Below are 26,307 nucleotides of genomic sequence, written 5' to 3'. Positions count from 1 at the left end.
ACGCGAAGAGCGCCCGCTCGCGAGCAGGCGCTCCCGGACCGCTAGACGATCACGGGGGGCCGGCCTTGTAGCCGACACCGCGGACCGTCAGCACGACCTCGGGGCGCTCCGGGTCGCGCTCGACCTTGGAGCGCAGGCGCTGGACGTGCACGTTCACCAGGCGCGTGTCGGCGGCGTGGCGGTAGCCCCAGACCTGCTCCAGCAGGACCTCGCGGGTGAACACCTGGCGCGGCTTGCGGGCCAGCGCGACCAGCAGGTCGAACTCCAGCGGGGTCAGCGCGATCGGCTGGCCGTCCCGGGTCACCTCGTGGCCGGGCACGTCGATGGTGACGTCGCCGATGGTGAGCACCTCCGCCGGCTCGGCGTCGGTGCGGCGCAGCCGGGCGCGCAGCCGGGCCACGAGCTCCTTCGGCTTGAACGGCTTGACCACGTAGTCGTCGGCGCCCGACTCGAGACCGAGCACGACGTCCACGGTGTCGCTCTTGGCGGTCAGCATCACGATCGGCACGACGGACTCGGTGCGGATGGCCTTGCAGACGTCGATGCCGTTCATCCCGGGCAGCATCAGGTCCAGCAGGACCAGGTCCGGTTTCAGTTCGCGGAGTGCAGGCAGCGCCTTCGTGCCATCACTGACGACGGCGGTGTCGAACCCCTCTCCCCGGAGCACGATGGTCAGCATTTCGGCCAGGGCCGGATCGTCGTCCACCACGAGCACGCGTGCCTTCATGTCCAACATGGTTGCACTCCTGGATCGACTGCCGTACATGCACCCGCTGATCGTCACCGCAGGTCGGGAGGCTGGTGCTCTGCACGGCCCACCGCATACCGCTGAACGGAGCAGTTCTCGCGTGATCTGTGCCGCTGCGCAGGGATGACGGGTCAGCTGAGGACGTGCTCGTCGACGATCGCGGCGAAGTCGACCTGGCCCGAGCCGTCGACCACGAGCCACGGCGACCACCAGTGAGCGGCTGCGAGCTGTGCGTACACCTCGCCGCAGCGCTGCTGCAGCTGTGCATCGGACTCGAAGGTGTCGCGCTGGCGGTCCGCTTCGGTCCGTTCCCGGTGCGCGGCCCGCTGGGCGGCGACCTCGGTCGGGACCTGCAGCAGGATCTGCAGGTCCGGCTGGGGCAGCGCGAAGCGCTCCACCTCCAGTTCCCGGACCCAGGCGACGAAGTCGCCGCTGCTGTCCTGGTGGAGCCGGGCGGCGCCGTAGGCGGCGTTCGAGGCGACGTAGCGGTCGAGCAGGACGACGTCGTGAGTGCGGAGGTCGTCGCGGAGGCCGGCGGCCGCGGCCCGGCGGTCGAGCGCGTTGAGCACGGCCATGCCGTAGACGGAGTCACCGAGGTCGCCGTGGCGACCGCGGAGCGCTTCGCCGATGAGCTCGCCGTGGACGTCTTCCGTGTAGCGCGGGAACGCGGCGCGCGCCACGGAGCGGCCGCGAGTGGTGAGTTCCGCGGTGATGCCGTCGGCGAACGTGCGCTTGCCCGCGCCGTCCACGCCCTCGATGACGATGAGTCGATCCACGGCGCTGACGGTATCCGAGCACCGCACCCCGCCCGGCGGACTCCCCCTGCGCAGCGGGGATCGCTCGCTCCGGCACCGCCGGAGCTGCACGCCGGTCGCATGCCGGAGACACGGTGCTCCGGGCTGGCGGTGACCTGGCCGGCGGCGCGAACCGGGGCACGACGCCACCGCCGCCGGGTGACGCAGTCGGTGACGTCGACCCCGGCCGTCGGAGGTGCAGGACTCCGCCCGGGGGCACCAGCGCGATCGACCGGTCGGCGGAGCGACCGTGCGGAGCCCGGGGCCGGGCGGGTGGAGTGCGCCGGTTCTGGGGACAGCGGGTGCCTCGGACGATCAGAATCCTGGGTGCAGAGCTCGCCAGATCCCGATCAGCCGTGGAGAATCGATCAGCGGTGTTCGATGGTCGCAACCACTCGGGAGGATCCAGTGCACATACCCGGGCCCGACACCCGCGTGGTCGAGCTGCGGGTGCACGGAATCCTCGGCGCCACCGGGGACGAGCTGACCGACTCCGTCGCCTCGGTGGACGTCGCCGGTGACGGGATCGGGCGGATCATGCGTCCGGCCGACCGGTTGCGCCGCCCGGTCCCCGGGCCGGTGCTGTCGGCCGGGGACCGCTCGGTGCCGCGGATCGTCGAGGGCTACGTCTGGGGCGGCATGACCTCCGGCGGTCTGGCGAAGGCCACCTGGGCGCTGCTCTTCCCGTTCGCGCTGGCGAACATGGCGCACTGGATGCTGCCGCCGGTCCAGACCCGCAACCCGGTCAGCCGGGTCCTCTCCACCGTGCTGCGCGCGCTGCTGCGGTTGTCCGCGCTGCTGCTGACGATGCTGTTCGTCGCGCAGCTGACCGTGATCAGCCTGGACATGGTTGCCGCGCAGTGCCTGAGCCCTGGCGCGCCCTGCCTGGAGTTCGTCCCGGAGGCGTTCCGGTCGTTCGACGTGCTGCGCGCCTCGGTGGCGCTGCTGCCGATCGGGCTGGTCGTCCTCCTCATGCACCAGCTGTCCACTGTGTCCTGGCAGGTCTCGGCGTCGGAGGAGGAGAAGCCGCAGCACTCCGCGCGCGCCCCGATGCTGCCGGGCGCCAACGTGGTCGCCGACCCGGACACCCCCGCGCTGCGCGCCCTGCACGTGGTCGCCGCACTGTCCACTGTGGTGTTGTTGGCGGTGGGTGGCCCGTTCCATCCCTCCGCGGACCCGCGCTGGCTGCTGTCCGCCGCGCTGCTGGTCTTCTGCCTGGTGGCGGTGGCGGGTCTCGACGACCCCGCCGGGATGCACCCGAACGGCAAGGAGAAGGTGCTGCGGACGCTGCTCAGCCGCAACCCGCGCCGCGGGCTGATCGGCGCCGCCGCGCTGCTGCTGTGCTCGGTCGCGCTGCTGCCCGGGCCGCTCACCGGCCAGCTGCCCGGCTCGGGACCCACGATCGACGCGATCACCAGTGCCATGGTGGTCACCTGCGTCGCCGTCGCGGTCCTGCTCACCCCGGCCACGCTGCTGGCCCGGTCCACCTGGAAGGGCTGCCCGCGGGCGCTCCGCCCGTGGGCGGGCGGGTGGATGTCCGCCCCGGTGCTGATGCTGGCGTGCATGCTCGGCGCCGGGTTCGGGGCCGGGCTCGCGTTCACCGTGCGCCAGACCCTCGTCGTCGACGACGCCCCGGGCACACCGGGACCGGTGCTGCCCGCCGCCTTCGACGACGTCACGATCTTCTGGGGCGCCACCACCGTGCTGCTGGTGCTCGCCGCGGTCGTCGGCGTCCCGCTGCTGCTGTTCCGGCGGTGGCGGAGCGGCCGCACCGACGGCGACAGCTCCATCCCGGACGAGATCGCGCTGCTGCACGCGGGCCGTCCCGAGGACCAGCGCGCCGCCGCGAACGCCTGGAAGTGGGCTGATCTGCAGCGCCGCTACTCGCACGTCATCCTCCTCGTGATCGCTGGGGTGCTGGCGATCAGCACCGCCGTGACGGTGGTGGCGCGGACCATCGGCCTGCCGCCGCTGATGGAGACGGACTGGCTGGTCACGATCGGGGTCGTCTCGCTCGCGGGCCTGGCGGCCGGACTGCTGCGGTTGGTCTTCCGCGCGGCCGGCAAGCGCGACACCGCCCGCTACCTCGGGGTGCTCTGCGACCTCGTGCTGTTCTGGCCGCGCGAGGCGCACCCGGTCGTCCCGCCCTGCTACGCGCTCAAGGTCATCCCCGAGCTCGCCCAACGGGCCACCGAGCACCTCGCCGACCCGAACACCCGCGTCGTGCTCGTCGGGCACAGCCAGGGCAGCCTGCTCGCCGCGGTGGCCGCCGCGCGCCTGCTCGACTCGCTGCCGGAGGCCGACCGCGAGCGCGTCGGGCTGGTCACCGCCGGTTCCCAGCTGCAGTGGGCCTACCCGCGCGCCTTCCCCGGCGTGGTGTCGCACGCCGCGCTGCGCGACCTGGCCGGGGCGCTCAGCGGGCGCTGGCGCTCGCTGTGCCGCGGCACCGACCCGCTCGGCGGGGCGGTGACCACGTGGAGCCGGCAGGTCTACGACGGCATGCTGATCGGCGTCGGCTTCCGCGCCGACGGCACGGAAGGACCGCTGCCCGCCGCGACCCGCGGCCCGACCGGCGCGCTGGTGCTGGGCGGCGACCACTGGTTGCCCGACCCGCAGCGCGGGCCGTTCGCGTGCCGCCGGTGGGTGCCGGGCGTGCTGGGGCACAGCGACTACCCCGGTGACCCCGAGTGGGACCGGGCGGTCGCGATGGCCGCCGGCTTGGAGAGCCCGGTGCGGGGTGCCGCGCTGCCGCTGCACCCGCAGACCCCCACGCCGGCACAGGCCCCGGCCGTCCCGAGCCCGCCGAAGTCCGCGCCGCTGACCGCGCGCGGCGGCGACGGCGGGTCCCTGGGCGACTCCGCCGAGGAGCTGGCCCAGGCGGCGGAAGAGCCGGAGCCCGCAGAGCCCGTCCAGGACGACGAGCCGGAACCGGAGACCGCGCCGGAACCGCAGCCGCAGGACGTCAAGGCCCGCCCCAAGCCGTCGGTGCTGCCCGAGCTCACCGAGCCTCGCGGGCGCAGCGCCCCGTGGGAGCGCGCGGCCGCGCTGGGCAGCACCGAGGGCTGAGCCGGTCGCGCGGTCGGGGCACGGTCCCGCTCCCCACGCACCTGGCGCACCACTGCGCGCACTGGCCGCGCCAGGTCGGCGCCGGGAACGACGGCCCCTCGGCGTGGTGGCGCGCACGCGGACGGCCTCGGGCCGACCGACGCGCCGTGGACGGCGGCACCACGGTGCAGCCGTGCGCGTGTGCGGCGCCTCAGACCGCCAGGGAGGGGCGGCGCCCTGGCGCAGCGGCGTTCGTGGACCCCTCACCGGGTCGACCGGTCCGCCACGAACGGCGGCGCCTCGATGCGGCGGTGCGTGCGTGGGCCAGGCGCCGGGGCCGAGCGGTGCGGGCGCTCCGGCGCCCGTGGACCGGAGCGGTCGGTGGTCGGTGGTTCGAGCCGTGATGAGTTCCATGTCGACCATGGTCCGGCTCTGACCAGCGGATTTCATCACCCGAGCCGGTGAACACCCGTTCGAATCCACCGATCGGGTCCCCGAGCACCACGACCCGCCGGACACAGAACGGCGGTGCCGTCCCCACCGGGACGACACCGCCGCACGGTCGACCAGGACTACTCGGTCGAGTCGGAGCCACCGCCGGCCGAGACCTCACCAGCCCTGATCCGCTCGCCCAGTCGCGAGTGGTTGCGGCCGTACAGGAAGTAGATCACCACACCGGCCACCATCCAGACGACGAACCGGACCCAGGTCAGCGCGGTCAGGTTCAGCATCAACCAGACGCAGGCGAGGATCGCCAGGATCGGCACCAGCGGCACCAGCGGGGCGCGGAAGCCGCGCGGCAGGTCGGGCCGGGTCCGCCGGAGCACGATCACGCCCAGCGAGACCAGCACGAACGCGAACAGCGTGCCGACGTTGACCATCTCTTCCAGCTTGTCCGCCGGGAAGAAGCCCGCCGCCGCCAGCACGACCACGGCGACCAGCAGGGTGGCGCGCATCGGGGTGCCGCGCTTCGGGTCGGTCTTGGCCAGGCCACGCGGCACCAGGCCGTCGCGGGACATGGCGAACAGGACGCGGGTCTGGCCCAGCAGCAGCACCATGACGACCGTGGTCAGACCGACCAGCGCACCGACCGCGATGATCGCGGCCGCCCAGTTGACGCCGTGCAGCGCGAAGGCCGTGGCCAGCGTGGACCGGGTGCCGCTCTCGTCGGTCGCCAGGGCCGTGTAGGGCACCATGCCGGTGACCACGAGCGCGACCGCGACGTAGAGCACCGTGACGATCGCCAGGCTGCCGAGGATGCCCCGCGGCGCGTTCTTCTGCGGGTTGCGGGTCTCCTCCGCGGTGGTCGCCACGATGTCGAAGCCGATGAAGGCGAAGAACACCAGCGAGGCGCCGGCCAGCAGGCCGAAGATGCCGAAGGTGCTGGTCTCACCGCCGAGGATGAGCGACAGCAGCGACTGCTCGATCGCCGGCGCGTCGGAGGCCGAGGCCTCGGTGGCCGGCGGGATGAACGGCGTGTAGTTGTCCGTGTTGATGTAGGCCAGGCCGACCACGATGACCAGCAGCACCACGCCGACCTTGATCAGCGTGATGACCAGGCTGACCCGGGCGGACAGCTTGGTGCCCAGCGCCAGCAGCGTGGAGAGCACGGCCACCAGGGCCACCGCGCCCCAGTCGAACTGCAGCCCGCCGCCGAGCTCGAACGACGTCTTGACGTCCACACCGATCAGCCCGAGCACCTGCTGCAGGTAGACCGACCACCCCTTGGCGACCGCGGCCGCGGCGACCGCGAACTCCAGGATGAGGTCCCAGCCGATGATCCAGGCGATGAACTCGCCGAAGGTCGCGTAGGAGTAGGTGTAGGCGCTGCCGGCGACCGGCACCGTGGAGGCGAACTCGGCGTAGCACAACGCCGCGAGCCCGCACGCGATCGCGGCGAGCACGAAGGCCAAGGACACCGAGGGACCCGTCATGTCCCCGGCGGTCCGCGCGGCGAGGGTGAAGATGCCGGCACCGATCACCACGGACACGCCGAAGACGATCAGGTCCCAGGTGCCCAAGTTCTTGCGTAGCTTGGTGTCCGGCTCGTCGGTGTCCAAGATCGATTGTTCGACCGACTTGGTTCGCCACAGCCCAGTACCTGGCACTGTCGCCTCCTCAGCAATCCCTCAGTGTGGGTCGCACCCTAACCCGCCAGTGCGACTGGCGGAACTCGATGACTTGAGTCCGCCAGCACATTCGTTAGCGGCTCGTGATGCGCGTTGCGGGGCGTTATCAGAACAGATCGCCTCAGCCCGCCAGCGCCCGCCCCCGCTCCAAGTCGGGTTCGAGGTAGATCAACCGCGCCGCGGGCACCTTCGCGCGGATCCGCGCCTCCGCCTCGTCGATCTCGGTGGCCACCTGCGCCACCGACAGCGACGGCGCCATGCCGATCTTGGCGGCGATGAGCAGCTCCTCCGGGCCGAGGTACTGCGTGCGGATGTGGATCACCTTCTCCACCTTCCCGCGCTCCAGCTCACCGACGATCTCGGCCAGCAGCTCGCGGCTCGCGCCCTCCCCGATGAGCAGGCTCTTGGTCTCGACGATGAGCACGACCGCGATCACGCCCAGCAGCAGGCCGATGCACGTGGTGCCGATGCCGTCCCACACCGGGTTGCCGGTGACCGCGGTGAGCCCGACACCGCACAGGGCCAGCACCAGGCCGACGAGCGCGCCCAGGTCCTCCAGCAGCACCACCGGCAGCTCCGGGGTCGTGGCCTGCCGGACGAACTGCCACCAGCTCAGCTCGCCCTTGAGCTGGCGGGACTCGCCGATCGCGGTGACGAAGCTGTAGGCCTCCAGGGCGACCGCGACCAGCAGGATCAGCACCGCCGCCCAGACGTGGGTCAGCGGCTCGGGTTGCTGGATCTTGTGGACGCCCTCGTAGATCGCGAACACCGAGCCGAGGGTGAACAGCAGCAGCGCGACCACGAAGGAGTAGAAGAACCGGTCGCGGCCGTACCCGAACGGGTGCTCCTCGGTGGGCTTGCGCTGCGCGGTCTTCTGCCCGAGCAGCAGCAGGCCCTGGTTCGAGGTGTCGGCCAGCGAGTGCACCGACTCCGCGAGCATCGAGGACGAACCCGTGAACAGGAAGCCGGTGAACTTCGCCGCCGCGATGCCCGCGTTGGCCGAGAGCGCAGCCAAGATCGCCTTGGTTCCGCCACTTGCTGACACGTTCTCTCCTGTGCCTCTCCCGAGCTCCGACCGGCTGACCGGTCGATGACGGGTGGAATCTACCGGCTGGCCCGCACCGCGGACGCCAGGTCGACGATCTCGTCCCGTTCGGCACTGTTCGCCCGTTTTCGGCCGTTCTCGGGTGGCGGGCTCTAGAACGCCCCGGCGGCGGCGCGGAACACCTGCGCCCGCCCCTCGGCGTCGAGCTCGACCGGACGCACCTGCACCGCCGGGTCGGACGCCGCCAGCCACACCGACTGGCCCCGGTCCAACCGCAGCTCGCGCGGCACCGAGCCGTTGTGCGTGCAGCTGGTCAGCTGGATGCTCCCCTTGGTGCACAACAGGATCTGCGGTCCCGGGGAGTCCAGGTGCACCACACCGGACTCGGCCGGGGTCCAGTCCAGCCGGGAGAGCTCGAACTCGTCGGCCGGGGTGCGGTACGCGGTGAGGTTGGCGTCCAGCGACTCGCCCTTGAGCACCCGCATGTCCCCGCAGGCGAAGTCCAGCACCCGCAGCAACTCCGGGACGTCGACGTGCTTGGGCGTCAGCCCGCAGCGCAGGATGTTGTCGGAGTTCGCCAGGATCTCGATGGCGGTGCCGTTGAGGTAGGCGTGCAGGTTGCCCGCGGGCAGGAAGATCGCCTCGCCCGGCTGCAGCACGATGCGGTTGAGCAGCAGGCTGGCCAGCACCCCGGCGTCGTGCGGGTAGGCCTCGCCGAGCTCCAGCACCGTCCGGCACTCGAGCGCGAACTCGCCGTGCGCCCGGACGTGCTCCACGCACGCCTCCAGCAACTCGGGCAGCACCTCGCGCAGGTAGTTCTCCGGCAGCGTGATCCACGTGGTGAACAGTGCGCGGAGGCCGTCGGCGTCGGGCTGGGCGGCGAGCAGCTCGCGGTGCGCGCGCAGGCTCGGCACGGCCAGCTCGTCCAGCAGCCGGACGGTGCGCTGGGCCTCGCGGAACCCGGCCAGCGCGTGGAACTCGGTGAGGGCGCAAACCAGTTCCGGTTTGGCGGTGGGGTCCGGGTAGTTGCGGTTCGGCGCGTTGCGCGCGATGCCCGCTTCCTCCTCCAGCCGGAACCCCTCCGCGGCCTGCTCCGCGGACGGGTGCGCCTGCAGGCTCAGCGGCTCGTCGGCGGCCAGCACCTTGAGCAGGAACGGCAACCGGCCGCCCCAGCGCTGCACGCACACCGGCCCCAGGTGGTGCTCCGGATCGGCCTCCAGCAGGGACAGCAGGGAGACCTCTTCGCCGTCGGGACGGACCACGCGCGACGGGTCGCCGGGGTGCGCCCCCATCCACAGCTCGGCTTCCGGGTGCGGGGTGGGGACGGGCCGACCGAGCAGATCAGCAATAGCGGTACGCGAGCCCCACGCGTAGGGGCGCACCGCGTTCCGCAGTAGCTCCACAGTCGTTCTCTCGCTTCCTCGTCATCGCGTCCTCGTCCGCGACGTCCAGCACAGCACACCGCGCCGGTCCACCGGGCGGCATCGGGGCAAACCCTGGGAAACCCCTCAGTGCATCGCCAGCGCCGGCCAGCCGGGACCGTTCAGCGTGCCTGCCGCCAACCCGAGGTAGACGGCGGCCATGTCGAACCGGGCGGCCAGCACAGCGGACCGCAGGACCGCGTCGTCGCCCACCGCATCACCCGGGCTGACCAGGTCGGCGCCGGGCAGGTCGCGCACCGCGCCCCGCTCCTGCGCCTCCCCCTGCTCGTCGTGGCGCGCGCTGACCAGGAACACGCGCAGCGCGGTCCCCGGGTCGTCCTCGGGGTCGGCGAAGAGGTCCGCTTCGGACCCGGCGGCGGCCCGGTGCAGCGCGCGTTCCGCCACCGCCTGCTGGTAGTCGGCCACGTGGCAGGGCGTCGCGGTGTGGGCACCGAGCGCGAAGGCCCCGTGCTCGGCCACCGCCGTGGACGCCGGGTCCAGGCCCCACAGCAGGGGGACGCGCTCGGCCAACCGCATCGCCAGCGACTTGGCGGGGTTGGTCAGCGTCTCGTGGTTCGGGTGCGCGCGCTCGGCTTCCTTGTCCAGCTCGTCGGCCAGCTGTTCGGCGTCGAAGCGCAGCAGGTCGAGCGTGCGGAAGACGCTGAGCCCGACCGCCAGGGCGTGCGCGAAGGACAGCGTGGACGGCACCGGGACGCGCGGTGGGAGCACCGTCGCCCGTCCCGCGCCCGCGGCCGCGACCGGCCCGTCCGGCGGGATGGCGAGCACGACCGTCGCACCGCGGCGGCAGGCGACCGAGACCGACTCGGCCAGCACCGTGTCACCGACGTCGTCGCTGTGCGCCAACACCACGTCCAGCGCGCCGATCCAGGCCGGGACGGTGTCGGTGACCACCACCGGCACCGGGCAGCGCGGCCCCGCCAGGGCGGCCAGCAGGCGGCAGACGCCGGGGCCCACCCCGGGGCGGGCCAGCAGCACCACGGCGCGGGGCCGGCCGTCGAACAGGTCGTCGAGGCCCGCCTCGGTGGCGGACTCGACCGCCGCGCGGACCTGCGCGCCCGAGAGAGCGGCGAGCCGCAGCAGGCCGCCGGTGTCGGCGTCGACCAGTCGAGCCGGGTCGTCGAAGAGGCTGTCGTCGAGCACCGGGCCGTCACCCCTCCCCGGAAGCGCCGGGGGCCGGTCCCCCGACCGCTTCCTCCAGCAGCAGCACCGGGATCCCGTCCCGCACCGGGAACGCGCGTCCGCAGGAGGTGCAGGTCAGGTAGTCGGCCTGGGAGTCGTCGCCCAGCCCCGGCCGCAGCGGGGCGTGCTGCGGGCACGGGCAGGCCAGGATCTCCAGCAACTGCGGCTCCAGGTCAACGGCCACTCTTCCCCTCCCCAAACTCGCTCGCGCCCCCGGGCGCGGCACCGTGCTGCCGACCGTCGGGTCGGACGCGGGACTTCACCCTCGGACGACCGCGAGCACCTCGTCGCGCAGCGCGGCCATCGCGTCAGTGTCCCTCGCCTCCACGTTGAGCCGGAGCAGCGGTTCGGTGTTGGACGGGCGCAGGTTGAACCAGGAACCGTCCGACAGCTCCACGGTAAGCCCGTCGAGCTCGTCGACACGAGCGCCCGACCGGTCGCCGAAGGTGGCCGCCACCGCGCGCATCCGGCCCTGCTGGTCGTCGACCGTCGAGTTGATCTCGCCGGAGGCGACGTAGCGCGAGTAGCTGCTCATCAGCTGCGACAACGGCTGGTCCTGGCCACCCAGGGCGGCCAGCACGTGCAGCGCGGCCAGCATGCCGGAGTCGGCCCGCCAGAAGTCGCGGAAGTAGTAGTGCGCGGAGTGCTCGCCGCCGAAGATCGCCCCGGTCTCGGCCATCGTCTGCTTGATGAACGAGTGGCCGACGCGGGTGCGCACCGGCTTGCCGCCGTGCTCGGCGACGATCTCGGGCACCGCCTTGGAGGTGATCAGGTTGTGGATGATGGTCGCGCCGGGCTCCTTCTCCAGCTCGCGGACCGCGACCAGCGCGCTGATGGCGCTCGGCGAGACCGGGTCGGCGTTCTCGTCGACCACGAAGCAGCGGTCGGCGTCGCCGTCGAAGGCCAGCCCGGCGTCCGCGCCGACCTCGCGCACCTTGGCCTGCAGGTCGACCAGGTTGGCCGGGTCCAGCGGGTTGGCCTCGTGGTGGGGGAAGGTGCCGTCGAGCTCGAAGTACATCGGCACCAGCTCGATCGGCAGCCCCTCGAAGACGGTGGGCACGGTGTGCCCGCCCATCCCGTTGCCGGCGTCCACCACGATCTTCAGCGGGCGGATGCCGCGGATGTCGACCAGCTCGCGCAGGAAGGCGGCGTACTCGGCGACCATGTCGCGCTCGCTGGTGCTGCCCTTGGCGCCGAGGAACTCGGGCACGCCGTGGGCGACCAGCTCCTGGATCTCGGACAGGCCGCTGTCCTGGCCGACCGGGGCCGCGCCGGCCCGGCACAGCTTGATCCCGTTGTACTGGGCCGGGTTGTGGCTGGCGGTGAACATCGCGCCCGGGAGCTCGAGCCGACCGGACGCGAAGTAGAGCATGTCAGTGCTGGCCAGGCCGATGTTGATCACGTCGACGCCCTGGCCGGTGACGCCTTCGGCGAAGGCCTCGGCCAAGCCCGGCGAGGACTCCCGCATGTCGTGGCCGATGACCACCGCGGGGCCACCCACGAGCCGGGTGAAGGCGGCGCCGATCTCCCGCACCGCGTCGGCGTCGAGGCCTTCCCCGACCACCCCGCGGATGTCGTACGCCTTGACGATCCCCGACAGGTCTCGCACGCTGCACCCTCCCCGATTCCGCGCCAGACACGACGTCGTTGGCAGCCTACCGGCGATCGACGAGGTGGTGGCGTCCGCTGGGAGCACGCGAGCTGTTCATCACGATCGGCTCACTCGTCGACCGGGTCCGGCAACGCTCGCAGGTGCCCGCGGCGGCTGCCTCCGGGGGCGAGCCCGTGGTGCTCGACCGGCCGGTCCGGTCGCCCGGCCTCCCGGACCGCCTCGGCCAGCGCGGTCAGGTCGTCGTCGGAGGGTTGCGGCGGGGCGAACTCGCCCTCGTGCCGCACGACCTCCCAGCCCTTCGGCACGGTGAGCCGCAGCGCGTGCGCTTCGCACAGGTCGTAGCTGTGCGGTTCGGCGTAGGTGGCCAGCGGGCCGACGACCGCGGTGGAGTCCGCGTAGGCATACGTGAGCGTGGCGACGGCCGGGTTGAGACACCCGGTCCGCGAGCAACGCCTCACGCTCCGCACGACACGCACGATAGCGCGCCCGGTCCAGTGCGCGGCGAAGGCACGCGGAAACCGGCGTCGTCCGGGCCCCTGAGCTCGGCGTTCGGCCGTGTCCGCTCGGCGCGAACAGATCCCCGCCGATCGGGTGTCTCCCCTGGTCGGCGGAGCGACGGAGGGGGTCGGCGGCCGGTCGCGGCGCCTGGCGGGGCCGCGGCCGCCGTGCTCCCATCGAGCGAAACGGGTCCGGCGGGCGAGCGCTGTCCCGGTGGGAGGGGTGGAAGGCGTACCCTCGGCCCGTGGTGACCGCACGTGGATCTCGGCGTCGCGTCCGCTTCCGGCGGGACCGGCGCGGCCGCGGGCTGCGCGGGCCGCTGTACCCGTCCTCGGTCCCGGTGTCGCGCAGCCGTTCGCAGCGCTTCGACGCGCTGGTGCTGGAGGCGCTGGAGCCGATCGAGCAGCGCTGGCACGCCGAGCTGACGCAGCTGGACGTCGCCGTCGACGAAGTACCGGAGATCACCAGCACCACGCCCGAGAAGATCGTGTGGGACGACGACGTGGTGGTGGACTCCAACGTGCCGCTGGCCCGGCTGGTGCCGGCCGGGGTGGACCGGCGCGGGCTCCCCACACGCGCCCGGATCGTGCTGTACCGGCGTCCGCTGGAGGCGCGGGCGCGCGACGGCACGGACATGGCGGACCTGCTGCACGACGTGCTGGTCGAGCAGGTCGCGGCCTACCTCGGGCTGGACCCGGACGTCATCGAAGGGCAGTGACCGGGGCCTCCGGCGCGGTGCGGGGTCTCCGACGACGACGCGCGCCGGACGCCGGTCAAGGCGTGGTCCCGGCCTCGCGGCGGCGGCCGGGGATCGCCACGACCACGGTGAACAGCACCGCCGCCGCCTGCACCGACAGCAGCGCCGTCCGCGGCACCTCGGTGTAGCCGACCCGCACCTCGGCGGCCTGCTCCGGCAGCGGGATCGCCACCTGGTTGCCCCAGGCGGTGGCCAGCGGGAACGTCATGCCGTCGACCCGCGCGTACCAGCCGGGCTCGTTCACCGCACCGAGCACCAGCGCGCGCCCGGCGCCGCCCTCGGAGACCCGGACGGTGAAGTTCGGCAGCTGCGCGGCCACGGGGAGCGGACGGGCCTCGGGCGTCGGTTCCGGCTCGGTCTGCGCCTGGCGCGCCAGGTCGGGGCCGACCAGCTTGACCGGGGAGCTCGGCAGCAGCAGGCGCAGCACCCGGCTGCCGTCCAGCAGGCGCTCGTGCTCGCTGACCAGACCGCGGCCGAGTTCGGGCACCGCGGAGTCGCCCGGCACGACGACGAACTCGGCGCCGTGGGCGGCCGCCGCGGCCAGCGCCGCCCGCACCCGACCGGGGTCGGTGGACTGCAGGTCGTCGTCGACCTGGCGCAACCAGTCCGCGGCGTTCCCGGCGGGGGCCAGGTCGTCGTCGCCGAAGCGCGGGCCGGGACCGGTGACCATCCGCGCGGGCTGCGGCCCCGGGTCGAGCACCAGTCGCGTCCCGGACGGCCCGGCCACCGGCTGCGCCGGCGCCAGCGGACCGCTGGCCAGCGCGACCGCGGAGCCCACCACGAGCGCGAGGACGACCACGGCACCCGCGGCGATCCCGGCACCCTGCGGCAGCGCGGGCAGCGCGGCCGGCAGCTGCAGCCGTCCGGCGCGCAGCACGATCCAGCAGCAGCCGACCGCGACGAGCACCAGCGGACCACCGGTCCACCCGCTGGTGGCGACCCCGCCGGTGATCGGCTCGGCCACCGACCCGTCCACCGCACCGGCCAGCAGCCACCCGAAGACCACGACCCCGACCGCCGGGAGCATCCGCTTGTCCCACGCGAGGACGAGCGCGAGCACCGCGGCCAGCACGAACAGCACCCCGAGCGCGCCGGCCGGGGACCCGTCCGGGCTCAAGGCGAACAACCACGCGCCCGCGTGCTGCTCCACCACCCGGGCCCCGGGCCCGTGCAGCAGCACCTCCGGGTGCCGCAGCAGCACGACGGGCCACGGCAGCAGGCAGGCGACCGACAGCAGCACCACCGCCGCCAGTCCGGCCACGCGGCGCTGGCTGCGTGCCGTCTCACCGGGCAGCAGCACGTGCCCGAGCAGCGCCAGCACGACCAGCGCGAGGTGCATCAGCGGGGAGAAGGCGCCGAGCACCGCCAGTCCCAGCGCGGTCAGGCAGACGGTGCCCAGCCACTGCCCCGCGGGGCGCCGGAGCACCGCCGCGATCCCGGCCAGCAGCGGCGGCACCAGGACGTGCGCGACGACCACGTCGAGGCGTCCCTGCCCGGCCGACAGCGACGCCACCGGCAGCAGGGCGTACGCACCGGCCACGACCGCGCGCCGCAACCTCGAGACACCGAGCGCCCCGGCCGCGAAGTAGGCGCTCACCCCGGCGAGCGGGACCCCGAACAGCAGCAGGAGCGACACCACGACCGACGGTCCACCGAGGACACTGCCGAGCAGCGCCAGCACCAGCAGCGACGGCGGGGCGGGCGAGCCGGTGCCACCGGCGACCGGGTGCCAGGCGGCCAGGTAGTCGTGCCACGTGGTCGCCAGGTCGGCCGTCGGGAACAGCCGACCGCCGGCCAGGTCGGCGCCGAGGCGGCCGGTGACGAGCGCGTTGACCACCGCGAACACCAGCAGTGCGGCGGTGAGGACGAACAGCGGCGCGGAGAGCAGCCGCAACACCCTGCCACGGCTGAGGAAAGCGCCGCGGCGTTCGCGCGGCGCGGGCGAGGGTCGGCGCTCCCACCGCTCGAAGACGTCGCGCCGGACGAGCCGGCCGGCCTGCACCTCGTCCGCGGTCGTGCCCTCCCCGGCCGTGGCCAGCAGCCCGGCCAACCGGTCCGGCCCGGGCGCGGGCCCGCCGTCGAGCACCCACAACCAGCGGCCGGGCTCGGCCCACCGCCGCTTGCCCAGCGCCACGGCGTCCGCGACCGCGGTGGTGAACGACGTGTCCCGCGGCAGGGTCAGCACGTCGTCGACGAGCTGGTCCGCGCGCGCCTGGGCCAGCAGCTCCGCGGTGCGGTCGGTCGAGCCGGTGTCCACCGCGATCACGCGGCGCGGTCTGGTGGACTGCTCGGCGAGGGCGGCGAGCACCCCCGGCAACCACGACTCACCGTCCCGACACACCACGACCGCCAGCACCGGCGCGCTCAACGTCTTCCTCCTGCGGGCCAGATCCACCACCGCACGAACGGTAGTGCACCAGCCGCGGGAAGAGGCCCGCCGAAGCGGTCTGCGCCCGTGAACCGGTCCACACCCGGCGGCGACCGCCGGGGACAAGCGCGGGCGCACCGCCGACCTGGCGAGGGGAGCTCGCGAACGCCGCGCTCGCTTCAGCGCGGGCGCGCGCTCACGTCACACCGCGCGGCGCTTGAGCTTGCGACGCTCCCTTTCGGACAGTCCGCCCCAGATGCCGAAGCGCTCGTCGTGCTGCAGCGCGTACTCCAGGCACTCGGAGCGCACCTCGCAGCCCGCGCAGATCCGCTTCGCCTCGCGCGTGGAACCGCCCTTCTCCGGGAAGAACGCCTCCGGGTCGGTCTGCGCGCAGAGGGCCCGCTCCTGCCACTCCTGCTCTTCTTCGGACAGCTCGACCAGCTCGGCCAGGACGTCGAACTCCGCGACGGGAGCGTCCCCGCGCTCCGCCAAGCGGCTGTTGCCGGAAATCCACATCGTTGCATCTCCCCCGATTTCTCCCGTTCCCGCCGGCCCTCCCCAGGGCCGGAACAGGACGCACTCCTGCTCGCGGATGACCCGGTCCCCCCTCCGAGGACCCCGCACTCCGACGGCGGTGCCGTCGCCGACCAGGTGCGCCGCCCGCCCTCTCCGCCGGCGGCACCTCGATCGACCTCGTGCCCGACCAGGTCTCCCGCTCCTGGTCGCCCGATCCTGCGATCTCCCCGCTTGTCGGGTGATCGTTTCACCGGTGAATGACACTGCTGTGATTACACTCGTGTAGCTCCTTGCGGTCAAGCGGAGACCATCCGTAGGGGGACACCCGGACAGCGCCACCGCACGGCCACCAGGTCCTGTCGGACACACGCGTCCGCCGCAGCGCCGGTACTCCGTCCGCAGGAACCGTTCCCCCGCACGGAGTCACCGTGATCATGGATACCAGCGGATGGTCATCTTCGCCGGACGAGATCCGCCCCCGTGCCCTGAACCGGTCAGGGACACTGGGGGGCGTGAAGAGCTCCACGACGCGCATCAGCCCCCTCTTCCTGCTGATCGTCGGACTGACCGCGCTGGGCGGCGTGCTCGCCACCGTCGACACCGAGCTGGCGCTGACCACCGGTGTCCTGCTGCTCGTGCTCGGCGGTTGGGCGCTGTCGCTGTGCCTGCACGAGTTCGGGCACGCGGTCACCGCCTACCGCGGCGGGGACCTCTCGGTGCGCTCGAAGGGCTACCTGACGCTGGACCCGCGGCACTACACCGACCCGGTGCTGAGCATCGTGCTGCCGCTGGTCTTCGTGGCGATCGGCGGCATCCCGCTGCCCGGCGGCGCGGTGTGGATCAACCACCACGCGCTGCGCTCCCGGCGCACCGAGTCGATGGTGTCGCTGGCCGGGCCGCTGACCAACCTGGTGCTGGGCATGCTCATCGTCGCCGCGGTCTCCGTGGTGCCGATGGCGCCCGGGCTCGCGGCGGGCCTGTCCTACCTCGCCTTCCTGCAGGTGATCGCCTTCGTGCTGAACGTCCTGCCGGTCCCCGGCCTGGACGGCTACGGCGCCATCGAGCCGTACCTGTCCGGCCCGGCGCGGCGGTTCGGCGAGAAGGCCCGGCCGTGGGCCCCGCTCGTGCTGTTCCTGCTGCTGCTCGGCGTGCCGGTGGTCGGGCGGCTGTTCTTCGAGCTCGCCTACTTCGTGTTCGACCTGGTCGGCGGGGACACGAACCTGACGGCCCTCGGGCAGGCCGTCTTCCGCAGCCTCTTCCGCTTCTGAGACCGCCGGCCGCAGGTTCGCGGTCCCGGGCACCGGGCGCCGTGCGAGGATCGGGACCGTGAAGGTCGTAGTTCTGGTCGGCGGGGTCGGTGGCGCGCGGTTCCTGCTCGGGGTGAAGGCAGCGCTGGGCCTGCCCGCCGTGGGCGAGCCGCAGCAGCAGTCCGAGCACGAGGTCACCGCGGTGGTCAACGTGGGCGATGACGTGTGGATGCACGGGTTGCGGGTCTGCCCGGACCTGGACACCTGCATGTACACGCTCGGCGGGGGCATCGACGAGGCGAAGGGCTGGGGCCGGGTCGACGAGACCTGGTCGGTCAAGCAGGAGCTGGCCGCCTACGGCGTGGAACCGAGCTGGTTCGGGCTCGGCGACCGGGACATCGCCACCCACCTGGTGCGCTCGCGGATGCTGCGCGCCGGGTACTCGCTGTCGGAGGTCACCCAGGCGCTGTGCGACCGGTGGCGGCCGGGCGTGGACCTGCTCCCGGTGACCGACGAGCGGGTGGAGACGCACGTCGCCATCGACGACCCGGACACCGGGGAGCAGCGGGCCGTGCACTTCCAGGAGTGGTGGGTGCGGTACCGGGCGGAGCCGAAGGCGCACGCGATCGTGCCGGTGGGGGCGGACGAGGCCAAGCCCACACCCGCGGTGCTGGACGCGGTGCGCGAGGCCGACGTGGTGCTGCTGGCGCCGTCGAACCCGGTGGTCAGCATCGGGACGCTGCTGACCGTGCCGGGCTTCCGCACCGCGCTGCGGGAGACCTCGGCGCCGGTCGTGGGCCTGTCCCCGATCATCGGCGGCCGGCCGCTGCGCGGCATGGCCGACGCCTGCCTGGCCGCCATCGGGGTGGACAGCACCGCCGAGGCGGTCGGTCGGCACTACGGCTCGCGGCAGGACGCCGAGGGCGTCCTGGACGGCTGGCTGGTGCACACCGGCGACACCGCCGAGGTCCCCGGCGTGCGGGTGCGCGCCGTCCCGCTGCTGATGTCCGACGTGGACGCCACCGCCGCGATGGCGCAGGCGGCGTTCGACCTGGCCGGGGAGGTGCGATGAGGGACCACGCGGCAACCGGCGGGTTGCGGGTCTTCGCCGTCCAGGGGCTGCCCGAGTTCGGCCCCGGGGACGACCTGGCGGCGTCGGTCTCGGCGGCCGCCCCGTGGCTCAGCGACGGCGACGTCGTGGTGGTCACCAGCAAGGTGGTGTCCAAGGTCGAGGGCCGGATGGTGTCCGCGCCGCAGGACCCGCAGCTGCGCGACGAGCTGCGGCGCGAGCTGGTGCTCTCCGAGGCCACCCACGTGGTGGCGCGGCGCGGCCGGACGCTGATCACCCAGAACAAGCTCGGCATCGTGCAGGCCGCCTCCGGCATCGACGCCTCGAACGTGCCGCAGGACCAGATCGCGCTGTTGCCCGAGGACCCGGACGCCTCCGCGCGCCGGCTGCGGGCCGGGCTCGCCGAGCGGCTCGGGGTGCAGGTCGGCGTGGTGGTGACCGACACGATGGGCCGCGCCTGGCGGATCGGCCAGACCGACGTGGCGATCGGCGCGGCCGGGCTCGGCGTGCTGCACGACTACGCGGGCAGCACCGACTCGCAGGGCAACGAGCTGGCCGTGACGCAGGTGGCGGTGGCCGACGAGATCGCGGCCGCGGCGGACCTGGTCAAGGGCAAGCTGGGCGCGGTGCCGGTGGCGGTGGTCCGCGGACTGACCACTGTGGACGACGGGTCGTGCGCGCGGGACCTGGTGCGCACGGTCGAGGACGACCTGTTCTCGCTGGGCACGGCGGAAGCGCTGGCGCAGGGCCGCCGCGAGGCGGTGCTGATGCGCCGCTCGGTGCGGCAGTTCGCCGACACCCCGGTGGACGAGGCCGCGGTGCGCCGCGCGGTCGGCGCGGCCCTCACCGCACCCGCCCCGCACCACACCCGCCCGGTGCGCTTCGTGTGGCTGCGCGACCGCCCGCTGCGGACGAAGCTGCTGGACGCGATGCGCACGGCGTGGCTGGACGACCTGCGCGGGGACGGCATGGCGGCGGAGGCCGCGCAGCGCCGCGTCAAGCGCGGCGACCTGCTCTACGCCGCCCCGGAGCTGGTGCTGCCGTTCCTGGTGCGCGACGGCGCGCACGACTACCCGGACGAGCGGCGGGCCGAGGCCGAGCGCCGGATGTTCACCGTCGCCGGCGGTGCCGCGGTGCAGGGCCTGCTGGTGGCGCTCGCCGCCGAGGACCTCGGCTCGTGCTGGGTGTCCTCGACGCTGTTCTGCCCGGACGTGGTCCGCGCGGAGCTGGACCTGCCCGACTCCTGGGAGCCGCTCGGCGCCGTGGCGGTCGGCCACCCGGCCGAACCGGCCGACGGGCCGCGCGCTCCCCGGGACCTCGACGACGGATTGGTGGAGCTGTGAACGGACCCCAGGACGACGCGCTGCGCGTGCTCGGCGAGTGGCGCCCGGCCGACCCGCAGCAGGAGGCGCTGCGGCACGCCTTCCTGACGCTGCTGGACGCCCGCGCCGACGGCTGTCTGCGGGCCTGCGAGCCGGGGCACGTCACGGCCTCGGCGGTGCTGCTCGACGCGGCGGGCGAGAACGTGCTGCTCACCCTGCACCCCCGGGTGGGTTCCTGGCTGCAGCTGGGCGGGCACTGCGAGCCCGAGGACACCACGCTGGCCGGTGCGGCGCTGCGGGAGGCCACCGAGGAGTCCGGTGTGGACGGTCTGGTGGTGGACCCGGAGCCGGTGCACCTCGACGTGCACCCGATCACCTGCTCGCTCGGCAAGCCGACCCGCCACTTCGACGTCCGCTTCGTGGTCCGCGCCCCGGAGGGCGCGCAGCCGAACCGCAGCGACGAGTCCCTCGACCTGCGCTGGTGGCCGGTGGACGCCCTGCCGGAGGGCACCGACCTGGGACCGCTGGTCGCCGCCGCCAGCCGGCGGGGCTGACCCTCACAGCGCGCGGTAGTCGCGGACCGGCATCCGGGGGCCGTAGCGGGGGCGCCGCACCCCGGCGGCGCCGAGGTAGCGGACCGCGCGGTGGCGGTGGCCCGCGTAGGGCGCCAGGGCTTCGAGCATGCCGTCGTCGTCGAGCGGGTGGCCGACGAGGGCGAGGCCGACGACCGTCGGCAGGTGGTAGTCGCCGACGCTGACCGCGTCCGGGTCGCCCCAGGCCCGCTGCGCGACCTCCGCCGCCGTCCAGGGCCCGATGCCGGGCACCTTCTGCAGCAGCGCGCGCCCCTCGGCGCCGCGCAGCGCGACCGCGCGCTCCAGCCGCCCGGCCACCGACGCGGCCGCGAGCAGCGTGCGCCTGCGGGCACCGTCGATGCCCGCGCGGTGCCACTCCCAGTCGGGGATGGCGCGCAGCCGCAGCGGGTCCGGCGCGACCCGCAGCCGCTCCACCGGTCCCGGGGCGCGGCTGCCGAAGCGCCAGCACAGCTCCCGCCAGGAGCGCCACGCCTCGCGGTTGGTGACCTTCTGCTCCAGCACCGCGGCGACCAGCACGTCCCACACCCGCCCGGAGGCGCACAGCCGCACGCCGCGCGAGGCGCGCCGTCCGCGCTCCACGACGTCGTGCACCGCGACGAACCCGCTGTCGTCGTCGGAGGCCCCGAGCAGGTCCGGGACGGTGTCCAGCACCAGCTCCGCGCCCGCGCCCCAGGCCGCGGCCTCCACCTCCCCGGCGCCGTTCACGCTCAGCCGCAGCGTGGTCGGGCCGACCGGTGTGGTGGTGCCCCACCACACCGCACCCGAGGGCTCGACCCGCGTGGTGGGGTCGCCGCTGCCCCGGCGCAGCGGGGCGAGCACCCGCGGCAGGTCCAGCGGGTACGGCGGGGACCAGGTCCTGGTCGCGGGCTCGGGCATCGGCTCCCGAGGGTAGGCCGGTCGCCGCTGCGCACCGCGGCCCGGGTGGCTCAGCAGTCGGCGGAGAAGCGGACGCCGTGCTCCGGCAGCTCCACGCCCGGCCACACGCGGACGCCGTCGAGCAGTTCGCAGCCCGCCCCGACGTGCGCCCGGTCACCGATGACCGCGCCGCGCAGCACCGCGCCGGACCCGATCGTCGCGCCCGCGCCGACCACGCTGCGCTCCACGACCGCGCCGGCCGCCACCCGGACCCCGTCGAACAGCACCGACCCCTCGACGCGCGCGCCGTCCTCCACGACGCAGCCGGCGCCGACCGCGCTGCCGCCGCCGACGCTCGCGCCGGGCGCGACCGAGGCCCCGTCGAGCAGCAGCGCCTCGCCGGGCCCGCCCGGCAGCGCGTGCGTCGGCACCACGCCCCGCACCAGGTCCGCCGAGCCCTGGACGAACGCCTCCGGGGTGCCCACGTCCAGCCAGTACGAGGTGTCGACGTGACCTTGCACACGCGCGCCCGAGGCGAGCAGCTCGGGGAAGGTCTCGCGCTCCACCGACACCGGCCGCCCGGCCGGGATGCGGTCGATCACCTCGCGGCGGAACACGTAGCAGCCGGCGTTGACCTGGTCCACCGGCGGGTCGTCGGTCTTCTCCAGGAAGGCGGTGACCCGCCCGTCGGCGTCGGTCGGGACGCAGCCGAAGCGGCGCGGGTCGGACACCTTCACCAGGTGCAGCGTCACGTCCGCCGCGGTGCTGCGGTGCGTGGCCAGCAGGTCCGTCAGGTCCACCCCGGAGAGGATGTCGCCGTTGAACACCAGCACGTCGTCGGCGCTGAGCCGGTCGGCCACGTTGCGGATGGCCCCGGCGGTGTCCAGCGGCTGCGGCTCGACCGCGTACTCCAGCCGCAGGCCGAGGTCGGCGCCGTCGCCGAAGTGCTCGGCGAACACCTCGGCCTTGTAGGAGGTGCCGAGCACCACGTGCTCGATGCCGGCGGCCCGGATGCGGGACAGCAGGTGGCGGAGGAACGGCACCCCGGCCGTGGGCAGCATCGGCTTCGGGGCCGACAGCGTCAGCGGCCGGAGGCGCACGCCACGCCCTCCCACCAGCACGACGGCTTCCGCCGTCGACGGCGCGGCCCGGTCCCGATCATCCGTGGACATCGGCGCAGTTCCTCCTCTACCTGACGGACTTCCCTGACGAAAACCCATTGGGGGGAATACTCTGGCAGGGGCAACGGCATAATGGTCACCGGGCCCGTCCCCAGCGGTCGCGCCCGGCTCGACGGACGGCCCGCCTCGGCGGGCCACCGACTGCGAACGACTGAGAGGGCATCCCCATGGACCCGCGCCTCCGAGCCGACGAAGCACTTGCTCGCGCGCGGGCACGCGGCGCGTTCGTCGTCACACCGGACAACGCCACGTCACCGATGGACGCCGCCAACACCGTGCGCATCCCGCGAGACGTCGTCGACCAGGCCGACTCCCCGGACACCACGCAGGTGATCCCGCAGTCCGGCCCGCAGCAGCACCAGCCACGCCCGCAGCACCAGCCGGCCGACCCGCAGCCGCAGGACTGGCCGACCGAGGACTACGGGCAGCAGCTGCCGCCGAACCCGTACCAGGCGCAGCGCGGACCGAACGAGTTCGGCCCGCTCGGTTCGCAGGCGACCCCGCAGTACCCCCAGCAGTAGCCCGGCGGGCAGCGCGCACCTCAGCGGGTCTCGATGCGGGCCCGCAGCGCCAGCGCGGCGCGCAGCGCGAGCCGCAGCGGCGCCCACAGCGGTCCGCGGTGGCGGTCGGCGAGGTAGCGGTAGGCGCTGCGGTGGTGCTCCAGCAGCATCCGCTTGGCGGCCTTCGAGGTCGAGCGGCCACCGATGTGCATGACCTCGGCGCTGGGCACGTAGACGTTGAGCCAGCCCTTCCGGCGCAGCCGGTCGCCGAGGTCGACGTCCTCGAAGTACATGAAGTACCGGGGGTCGAAGCCGTCGACGGAGTCGAAGGCCTCGCGGCGCAGCAGCAGGCACGACCCGGACAGCCAGCCCGCCGTGCGCTCGGTGATCTCCGCCTCGGACTGCTTGTAGGCGCGCGTCCACGGGTTGTTCGGCCACACCGTGCCGAACACCGCGTGCCCGGCGCCGCGCCCCAGCGACGGCAGCAACCGGGCCGACGGGTAGACCTCGCCGCTGGGCTCGGTGATGAGCGGGCCGAACGCGCCGCCGCGCGGCCACCGCTTCGCCGCGGCCAGCAGCTCGTCGAGCGAGCCCGGCCGCCACTCCAGGTCCGGGTTGGCGACGACCACCCAGCCGTACTCGCTGCCCAGGTGGGCGACGCCGCGGTTGGCGGCACCGCCGTAGCCGAGGTTGGCGCCGGTGGGCACGAGGTCGACGTCGTCGCGCTCGGCGGCGGCGCGCTCGGGTTCGCCGTCGGTGGAGCCGTTGTCGGCGAGGACCACCTTGACCGGCCGGTCCGTCGCCGACCGCAGGGTGTCGAGGAACCGGCCCAGGGTCTCGCCCGGCGAGTAGGTCACGGTGACAACGGCGAGCGAGTCGCCGTAGGTGCGCGCGTCGGTCACGCCGCCACATTCTGCCGAACCACCGGATGAGCCCGATCACCTGACCACCGTTCCCACCGGGACCACGGCTCACCCGGCCCGCAGCCACGCCTGGCCCGGCGTGCCGGGTGGGGCGCGATCCCCGGTCCGATCCCCACGGTGATCGCACCACCCCTGGTCGCCGGGACGGTGCGGGGCGGCGGTCACCGGGTGCGGGTGTGGATGTGGTGGGCGCGGTCGAAGACCGCGCGGTGCTGGGCCGCGCAGGCCGCCCAGGTGAACTCCTTGGCCCGTCGCTGCGCGGCCGCGGCGAGCGCGGCGCGGCGGGTCGGGTCGTCGAGCAGCTCGGTGAGGCCCGCGGCGATGTCGCCGGCGCCTACCCCGCAGTAGGCGACGGCGTCGCCGCCGACCTCGGGCAGGCTCAGCCGCCGCGTGGTGAGCACGGCGGCCCCGCAGGCCATCGCCTCCAGCACCGGCAGGCCGAAGCCCTCGCCGAGGCTCGGGTAGGCGACCACGTCGGCACCGCCGAGGAACCCGGCGAGCTGCCGGAAGGGCAGGTAGCCGGCGCGGATCACCCGGATCCGGTGCGGCACCGCCTCCAGCGCCCGCTCCACGCGGGTGTCCCAGCCCGGCTGCCCGGCCAGCACCAGCGCGGGCGGCTCGCGCCGCCCCTGGCAGGCCAGGGTGAAGCCGCGGATCAGCGCGGGCACGTTCTTGCGGGGCTCCAGCGCGCCGAGGAACGCGACGTAGGGCTGGTCGTGCAGGCTCAGCCGGTCCCGCACCTCCTGCACTTCCTCCGGCGTCGGCGGGTGGAACCGGTCCGGGTCGACCCCGTGGTACATCACCGGCATCCGGGCCCGGTCGGCGCCGATGGCGCGGGCGAGCTCGGCCGCGGTCGCCTCGCTCGGCACGATGCACAGCGTCGCGCGGCGCAGCGCGGTGCGCGTCCAGGCGCGGAAGAACCGGGCCTTCACCGGCGAGTGCACCGCCGGGTTGGTGAAGAACGTGGCGTCGTGCAGGGTCACCACCGACGCGGCCGGGTTGGCCAGCGGGGTCGTGTAGTGCGGGGAGTGCAGGACGTCGACCCCGAGCCGCCGGACCAGCCGCGGCAGGGTGGTCTGCTCCCAGGTCAGCCGGGCGGTGCGGGTCGCGACCGCCTCGGCGGCCGGTACCACGTCGGTGTGCGGGGCGAGGGACGCGTACAGCTCCGCGTCGCGGGGTTGGCAGGCGACGGTGAGCCGTGCGCCGTCGGCGTCCAGCGCCGCCAGCAGGGAGTCGACGTACCGGCCGACGCCGCCGCGGTCCGCAGGCACGGCAGTGGCGTCGATGAGGATGTGCGGCTCGCCTCTGTGCACCCGAGCAGCGTACGGGGCCGGACCCCTCACCAGGGACGAGAACGCGAAAATGTGTTCTGGTCTATGCCGATCGGCCACCGGCGACGGCCTGGTGCACCGACCAGACCTCGCGCGCCACCCGGGTCCACGTGAAGTCCGCGACCCGGCGCCGCCCGGCCGCGACCAGCTCCGCCCGCCGCGCCGGGTCGCCGAGCACCTCGCGCAGCGCCGCGGCGAGCGCCGCCGGGTCGGCGCGCGGGACCACCACGCCGGCGCCCCCGGCGACCTCCACCAGCGCCGGGGCGTCGGAGTGCACCACGGGCACGCCGAGCGCCATCGCCTCCACCAGCGGCAGGCCGAAGCCCTCCGCGAGGCTGGGCGCGGCCAGCACGGTCGCCCCGCGCAGCAGGACCGCGAGCTCGGCGTCGGAGACCGAGGACAGCACGCGCACCCGGTCCACCCCGCAGTCGGCGGCGATCCGCAGCAGGTCCACGTCGCCCCAGCCCGGCCGGCCGACGACCAGCAGCGGGACGCCCGGCACGTCGGCCATCGCGCGCACCAGGTGCGGGTAGCCCTTGCGGGGCTCGATCGTGCCGATCGCCAGCACGTACCGGTCGGGCAGGTCGAGCCGCGCCGCCACCGCCGGGTCCGGCTCCTCCAGCAGCGCCGGGGTGACGCCCTCGCCGATGACCCGCACCCGGGTGGCGCGGGTGCGCTCGGCGAGCTCGGCGGCCACCGCCTGGGTGGGTACGACGAGCGCGTCGGCCTGCCGCGCGGCCCGGGTGATCGCCCTGCGGTGCCAGGCGACGCCGCGGGGCGTCAGGGTCTCCGGGTGGGTCCACGGGACGGTGTCGTGCACGGTCACCACCAGCCCGCGCCGGCGCTTGGCGGGCGGCGCGAGGGGCGTCATCGCGTGCACCGAGTCGCCGCCGGGCCAGAGCGGGACCCCGCGCTCCCAGGCGGCGACCAGCGCGCGGCGCGGCAGCGGCAGCACCCGCGGCCCCGCCACCCCGGACACCCGCGCGGCCTCCGGGTCGCCGCTGCGGCTGACGACGCTGCCGACCTCCCACCCGGCGGGCGCGGTCTCGGCCAGCGCGCGCAGCAGCTCCCGCGTGTAGCGGCCGGTGCCGCCGGGCACGGGCGCGAGCAGCTGTTCGGCGATCGCAACGAGCTCGGGCACCCGCCCAGCCTT

The 26,307-nt window shown here is 74.2% G+C and carries 23 protein-coding genes; 7 read left to right on the top strand and 16 right to left on the bottom strand.

Annotated elements, in window-relative coordinates; translation table 11 throughout:
- Positions 1-49: 49 nt before the first annotated feature.
- Positions 50-727, bottom strand: a complete 678-nt coding sequence (gene mtrA / locus HNR68_RS07425; protein WP_218888781.1) for an MtrAB system response regulator MtrA — start codon at positions 725-727, stop codon at positions 50-52.
- 152 nt (positions 728-879) lie between these two features.
- Positions 880-1,524 carry a dTMP kinase gene (locus HNR68_RS07420; protein ID WP_179718916.1) on the bottom strand — a complete coding sequence of 215 codons (645 nt, stop codon included), beginning with the start codon at positions 1,522-1,524 and terminating at the stop codon, positions 880-882.
- Positions 1,525-1,950: 426 nt separating this feature from the next.
- Between HNR68_RS07420 and HNR68_RS07415 the strand changes: the two genes are divergently transcribed.
- Positions 1,951-4,608 carry a hypothetical protein gene (locus tag HNR68_RS07415; RefSeq protein WP_179718914.1) on the top strand — a complete coding sequence of 886 codons (2,658 nt, stop codon included), beginning with the start codon at positions 1,951-1,953 and terminating at the stop codon, positions 4,606-4,608.
- A gap of 551 nt (positions 4,609-5,159) precedes the next feature.
- Here the strand turns inward: HNR68_RS07415 and HNR68_RS07410 are convergent.
- The 7 genes from HNR68_RS07410 to HNR68_RS07380 form a co-directional block, all read right to left on the bottom strand.
- Complete coding sequence (locus HNR68_RS07410) at positions 5,160-6,695, bottom strand: amino acid permease (protein ID WP_179718912.1); 1,536 nt, start codon at positions 6,693-6,695, stop codon at positions 5,160-5,162.
- A gap of 142 nt (positions 6,696-6,837) precedes the next feature.
- The gene (locus tag HNR68_RS07405; protein ID WP_179718911.1) at positions 6,838-7,761 is read right to left on the bottom strand and encodes a cation diffusion facilitator family transporter; all 924 of its coding nucleotides are present in this window, start codon (positions 7,759-7,761) and stop codon (positions 6,838-6,840) included.
- A 152-nt stretch (positions 7,762-7,913) separates the two neighbouring features.
- Positions 7,914-9,164, bottom strand: a complete 1,251-nt coding sequence (gene manA, locus HNR68_RS07400; protein ID WP_179718909.1) for a mannose-6-phosphate isomerase, class I — start codon at positions 9,162-9,164, stop codon at positions 7,914-7,916.
- 105 nt (positions 9,165-9,269) lie between these two features.
- Positions 9,270-10,343, bottom strand: a complete 1,074-nt coding sequence (locus tag HNR68_RS07395) for an SIS domain-containing protein (RefSeq protein ID WP_179718907.1) — start codon at positions 10,341-10,343, stop codon at positions 9,270-9,272.
- 7 nt (positions 10,344-10,350) lie between these two features.
- Positions 10,351-10,566 (bottom strand): Trm112 family protein, encoded by a 216-nt coding sequence (locus tag HNR68_RS07390; RefSeq protein WP_179718905.1) that lies wholly within the window; start codon positions 10,564-10,566, stop codon positions 10,351-10,353.
- Between the two features lie 75 nt (positions 10,567-10,641).
- Entirely contained in the window at positions 10,642-11,991 is a 1,350-nt protein-coding gene (locus HNR68_RS07385) for a phosphomannomutase/phosphoglucomutase (RefSeq protein ID WP_179718903.1), read from the bottom strand.
- 110 nt (positions 11,992-12,101) lie between these two features.
- Entirely contained in the window at positions 12,102-12,461 is a 360-nt protein-coding gene (locus tag HNR68_RS07380; RefSeq protein WP_179718901.1) for a DUF3499 family protein, read from the bottom strand.
- A 275-nt stretch (positions 12,462-12,736) separates the two neighbouring features.
- Between HNR68_RS07380 and HNR68_RS07375 the strand changes: the two genes are divergently transcribed.
- Entirely contained in the window at positions 12,737-13,210 is a 474-nt protein-coding gene (locus HNR68_RS07375) for a metallopeptidase family protein (RefSeq protein WP_179718899.1), read from the top strand.
- 55 nt (positions 13,211-13,265) lie between these two features.
- On the opposite strand, the gene HNR68_RS07370 is transcribed toward HNR68_RS07375, so the two are convergent.
- Together HNR68_RS07370 and HNR68_RS07365 are read right to left on the bottom strand one after the other, a co-directional pair.
- Entirely contained in the window at positions 13,266-15,647 is a 2,382-nt protein-coding gene (locus HNR68_RS07370) for a glycosyltransferase (protein WP_343049989.1), read from the bottom strand.
- 171 nt (positions 15,648-15,818) lie between these two features.
- Positions 15,819-16,133 (bottom strand): WhiB family transcriptional regulator, encoded by a 315-nt coding sequence (locus HNR68_RS07365; RefSeq protein WP_246330408.1) that lies wholly within the window; start codon positions 16,131-16,133, stop codon positions 15,819-15,821.
- A gap of 512 nt (positions 16,134-16,645) precedes the next feature.
- Here HNR68_RS07365 and HNR68_RS07360 point away from each other — a divergent pair.
- From HNR68_RS07360 to HNR68_RS07345, 4 genes are read left to right on the top strand one after another with little or no spacing between them, the layout of a single operon-like run.
- Positions 16,646-17,401 (top strand): zinc metalloprotease, encoded by a 756-nt coding sequence (locus HNR68_RS07360; RefSeq protein WP_179718897.1) that lies wholly within the window; start codon positions 16,646-16,648, stop codon positions 17,399-17,401.
- Positions 17,402-17,459: 58 nt separating this feature from the next.
- The gene (cofD, locus tag HNR68_RS07355) at positions 17,460-18,452 is read left to right on the top strand and encodes a 2-phospho-L-lactate transferase (protein ID WP_179718895.1); all 993 of its coding nucleotides are present in this window, start codon (positions 17,460-17,462) and stop codon (positions 18,450-18,452) included.
- Positions 18,449-19,792, top strand: coding sequence for a coenzyme F420-0:L-glutamate ligase (locus HNR68_RS07350; protein WP_179718893.1), 1,344 nt, complete (start codon positions 18,449-18,451; stop codon positions 19,790-19,792). The genes cofD and HNR68_RS07350 overlap by 4 nt, the downstream gene beginning before the upstream one ends.
- Positions 19,789-20,325: an NUDIX domain-containing protein gene (locus tag HNR68_RS07345; RefSeq protein WP_179718891.1), complete on the top strand. Its 537-nt coding sequence runs from the start codon at positions 19,789-19,791 to the stop codon at positions 20,323-20,325. Before HNR68_RS07350 ends, HNR68_RS07345 begins: the two co-directional genes overlap by 4 nt.
- 3 nt (positions 20,326-20,328) lie before the next feature.
- On the opposite strand, the gene HNR68_RS07340 is transcribed toward HNR68_RS07345, so the two are convergent.
- Both HNR68_RS07340 and manB read right to left on the bottom strand, forming a co-directional pair.
- On the bottom strand, positions 20,329-21,240 hold the full coding sequence (locus HNR68_RS07340; RefSeq protein ID WP_179718889.1) for a DNA-3-methyladenine glycosylase family protein: 912 nt from the start codon (positions 21,238-21,240) through the stop codon (positions 20,329-20,331).
- A gap of 50 nt (positions 21,241-21,290) precedes the next feature.
- On the bottom strand, positions 21,291-22,391 hold the full coding sequence (gene manB / locus HNR68_RS07335) for a mannose-1-phosphate guanylyltransferase (protein WP_179718887.1): 1,101 nt from the start codon (positions 22,389-22,391) through the stop codon (positions 21,291-21,293).
- A gap of 176 nt (positions 22,392-22,567) precedes the next feature.
- On the opposite strand from manB, the gene HNR68_RS07330 reads away from it, so the two are divergent.
- On the top strand, positions 22,568-22,921 hold the full coding sequence (locus HNR68_RS07330; RefSeq protein ID WP_179718885.1) for a hypothetical protein: 354 nt from the start codon (positions 22,568-22,570) through the stop codon (positions 22,919-22,921).
- A 20-nt stretch (positions 22,922-22,941) separates the two neighbouring features.
- On the opposite strand, the gene HNR68_RS07325 is transcribed toward HNR68_RS07330, so the two are convergent.
- From HNR68_RS07325 to HNR68_RS07315, 3 genes are all read right to left on the bottom strand, one after another.
- A complete protein-coding gene (locus HNR68_RS07325) occupies positions 22,942-23,802 on the bottom strand; it encodes a glycosyltransferase (protein ID WP_179718883.1) in 861 nt (286 codons plus the stop codon).
- Between the two features lie 182 nt (positions 23,803-23,984).
- The gene (locus tag HNR68_RS07320; protein WP_179724742.1) at positions 23,985-25,115 is read right to left on the bottom strand and encodes a glycosyltransferase; all 1,131 of its coding nucleotides are present in this window, start codon (positions 25,113-25,115) and stop codon (positions 23,985-23,987) included.
- An 82-nt stretch (positions 25,116-25,197) separates the two neighbouring features.
- Positions 25,198-26,295 carry a glycosyltransferase family 4 protein gene (locus HNR68_RS07315; RefSeq protein ID WP_343049988.1) on the bottom strand — a complete coding sequence of 366 codons (1,098 nt, stop codon included), beginning with the start codon at positions 26,293-26,295 and terminating at the stop codon, positions 25,198-25,200.
- Positions 26,296-26,307 lie beyond the last annotated feature (12 nt).

It is taken from the genome of Saccharopolyspora hordei (assembly GCF_013410345.1).
Taxonomy (GTDB): Bacteria; Actinomycetota; Actinomycetes; order Mycobacteriales; family Pseudonocardiaceae; genus Saccharopolyspora; species Saccharopolyspora hordei.
Note: the sequence above shows the minus strand (reverse complement) of the source record. Positions and strands in the feature narration are given on the sequence as shown.